This window comes from Streptomyces boluensis (genome assembly GCF_009908195.1).
Taxonomy (GTDB): Bacteria; Actinomycetota; Actinomycetes; order Streptomycetales; family Streptomycetaceae; genus Streptomyces; species Streptomyces boluensis.
In genome coordinates this window covers 1-3,029 of the sequence record NZ_JAAAHS010000591.1, presented here as the reverse complement: position 1 = coordinate 3,029, position 3,029 = coordinate 1, and the positions used below count along the sequence as shown (strand labels likewise).

The window sequence follows — 3,029 nt, the reverse complement described above, 5'->3', positions numbered from 1 at the left end:
CCCCCGAGCGCACCTCCTCCACCAACTGCTCGTCGGAAGCCCGGGGTTCAGGCACCCGCACCTCGGCGACCTCCGCCACCTCCGCCACCGCGACCTCCGCGTCGAGCAGCCGTACCGCGTGCCGTCCGAGGCGGGCGATGAGGGCGCCTGGCAGCCAGGGTTCGCGGGCGTGGCCGTCGGCGACCGTGTCCTCGGCCCCGGTGCGGCGCAGCAGTTCGTCGAGGGACGGGCGGTCCTCCGGCTCCTTCGCCAGGCAGTCGCGGACGAGGTCGCGCAGTGTCCTGGGCAGCGCCGCCAGGTCGGGTTCCTCCTGGGCGATCCGGAACATCAGCGCGTGCGCCCCGCTGTTCTCCGCTCCGAAGGGCAGTGCGCCGGTGGCCGCGTACGCGAGGACCGAGCCGAGGCAGAACACGTCGCAGGCCGGGGTGACCCGGTCGCCGCGCACCTGCTCGGGCGCCATGAAGCCGGGCGAGCCGACCAGCGCGCCGGTCCGGGTGAGGCCGCCGTCGGTCACCGTCTCCAGGGCGCGGGCGATGCCGAAGTCGATGACGCGGGGCCCGTCGATCGTGAGCAGGACGTTGGACGGCTTCAGGTCGCGGTGCACGACCCCGGCGGCGTGGATGTCCCGCAGCGCGTGGGCGAGCCCGGCGGCCAGGATGCGTACGGAACGCTCGGGCAGCGGCCCGTGGTCCCGCGCCACCACGGTCGCCAGGGCGGGCCCCGCGACGTACCCGGTGGCGAGCCAGGGCAGCTCCGCCTCGGTGTCGGCGTCCAGGACGGGCGCGGTCCACGGCCCGCCCACCCGCCTCGCGGTGCGCACCTCCTGCCGGAACCGGCGCCGGAACTCCTCCTGTTCGGCCAACTCCGGGCGGACCAGCTTCACGGCGACGGTGCGTCCGGTGACCGCCCTGGCGAGGAAGACCTGTCCCATGCCGCCCGCGCCGAGCCGCCCGAGCAGCCGGTACGGGCCGATCGTCGTCGGGTCAGAAGCGCCCAGCATCTCCATGGCTCGTGCCCTCCCCGTACCGGATGTCCCGGTCGCGATCCCGGTCGCGCCGGTCCGCGGTGGACTGCTGCGGACCGAACTGTGCGCCGGGGCCCGGCTGTTCGAGGATAAATCGGGCCGGGGGCCGGGTGGGCTACCGTTCCGAAACGGTTTCCAGGCTGTGCATGATCTCGGACAGTCGCTCCAACACCCTTACGGTCTCGGTGAGTTCGGCCTCCCCGAGGCGTTCGGCGAGCTGCGCGGCGAGGTCGGCGTGGCCGGGGGTGATCCGGTCGACGGCCGCGCGGCCCTTCGCGGTGGGCGCGACGAGCTTGGCCCTGCGGTGGGCGGGGTTGGGGGCGTACTCCGCGAGCCCCTCGGCCACCAGACGGTCGGCGACGCGCTGCACGCTCTGCCGGGTGATGCCCATACGGCGGGCGATCCCGGCGACGGGCAGCGGCTCGTGCAGCACGGCGCCGAGCACCTGCCACCAGGCGGCGGTCAGGCCCGCGGGCCGCGCGAGGCGTTCGGAGGCGGCGAGGAACTGGCCGTTGAGCTGGAAGACGCCGAGCGCCGTCCGGCTGAGCGCCTCGGTGTCCTTCACGCGCCCTCGTTCCCTTCCTCGGCCGCGGCGAGCACCTCGTACGCCGCCGGGTCGGAGTGCCGGAACAGCCGGTACCAGGCGGCGAGTTGCTCGCCCTCGTACACCCCGAGCCGGCCGAGGATCTCGCGGGCGAAGGCCTCCGGGTCGGTGCTGTTGGCGGTGATCAGGTCGCCGTCGGTGACGGCGGTCGCGTCGACGTAGTGCGCGGCGCCCTTGTACCCGGTGGCCTGGAGGTAGAAGGAGACGTTGCTGGTGTGCGGCCGGTCGTCGAGCAGGCCCTCGCGGGCGAGCCCCGCGGTGGCGCCGCAGATCGCGGCGACCGGCACCCCGGCGTCGAGGAACGCGCGCGCCGCACGGGCGAACGGCGCCAGCTCGTCACCCGAGTCCCACAGGTCCCCGCCGGTCAGGATCAGCAGCGCGGCGTCCTCTGGCCGTACGTCGGCGAGCGCGAGGTCGGGCGTGACGCGCAGCCCGCCGAGGGTGGTGACCGGGTCGAGGCTCGCCCCGACGTACCGGATCTCGAAGCCGCCCCGGGCCAGCCAGGCGGTGGCGTGCCCTGACTCCCAGTCGGCGTAGGTGTCGTAGACGGCGACGTACACGGGCTTGCGGGTCATCGGATGCTCCCGGGGTGCGCGGATTCCTGGACGGCGGACTTTGACGCGTTCCGTTCCCTCGTACTCACTGTGACAACATTCTGTCAATACGACAGCATACTGTCAATGAGGCCAGGGGTGCGCGGCTACTGGACCCCCTTAACCACCGAAGGGGGAGCGCTTAACCCGGCCGCACCTACCTTCCCGGCCATGGAGAACCCGCAGAGCATCGCGAGCCTGTCCACCCTGTTCGCGCACCTCGCCCTCGACCTCGTCGCCGTGGCCGTGCTGACCTTCGGCGTCTTCTGCCCGAGGCACCGCAGACGCGAGCTCATACCCGCGTATCTCGCCCTGAACGTCGGCCTGTTCGTGGTCGTCGCGGCACTCGCACGCGCCGGTACGGGAGCGGGCGGCGGGCTCGCGCTCGGGTTCGGCCTCTTCGGGGTGCTCTCGATCGTCCGGCTCCGCTCCGACACGGTGCAGCACCAGGAGGTCGCCTACTACTTCGCGACCCTCGTCCTCGGCCTGCTCTGCGGGCTCCCCGGCCTCGGCCTCGGCACGGCCACCGCGCTCGCCGCCGTGCTGCTCCTGGTGGTCTACGCGGCCGACCACCCGCGCCTGTACCGGCGCGACCGGCGCGCGGTCGTCACCCTCGACGCCGTGCACCGCGAACCGGCCGCCCTGCGCGCGGACCTCGCCGAGCGTCTGGGGGAACCGCTCGGCTGGACCGTCCAGGAGGTCGATTACGTACGTGACCTGATGGTTGTGGAAGTCCGTTTCCGGGAACCGGAATCCCGGGAACCTTCGCCGGGCGCCACACGTCCGTCCGGTACGCCCCGGTCCCGCC

The 3,029-nt window shown here is 73.4% G+C and carries 4 protein-coding genes; 1 reads left to right on the top strand and 3 read right to left on the bottom strand.

The genetic code is table 11. The features are described from left to right. The 3 genes from GUY60_RS36310 to GUY60_RS36300 form a co-directional block, all read right to left on the bottom strand. On the bottom strand, positions 1 to 1,006 hold a 1,006-nt coding region (locus GUY60_RS36310), incomplete at its 3' end, for a serine/threonine-protein kinase (protein ID WP_161705750.1). 133 nt (positions 1,007 to 1,139) lie between these two features. Next, entirely contained in the window at positions 1,140 to 1,589 is a 450-nt protein-coding gene (locus tag GUY60_RS36305; RefSeq protein WP_161705748.1) for a MarR family winged helix-turn-helix transcriptional regulator, read from the bottom strand. Then, positions 1,586 to 2,203, bottom strand: coding sequence for a DJ-1/PfpI family protein (locus GUY60_RS36300; RefSeq protein WP_161705746.1), 618 nt, complete (start codon positions 2,201 to 2,203; stop codon positions 1,586 to 1,588). Before GUY60_RS36300 ends, GUY60_RS36305 begins: the two co-directional genes overlap by 4 nt. Positions 2,204 to 2,392: 189 nt before the next feature. Between GUY60_RS36300 and GUY60_RS36295 the strand changes: the two genes are divergently transcribed. After that, positions 2,393 to 3,029 (top strand): DUF4956 domain-containing protein (locus tag GUY60_RS36295; RefSeq protein ID WP_161705744.1); only part of this gene is annotated, 637 nt, incomplete at its 3' end.

Coding starts and splice junctions, on each gene's coding strand:
- GUY60_RS36300 (WP_161705746.1), bottom strand. CDS start 2,203: ATGACCCGCAAGCCCGTGTACGTCGCCGTCTACGACACCTACGCCGAC.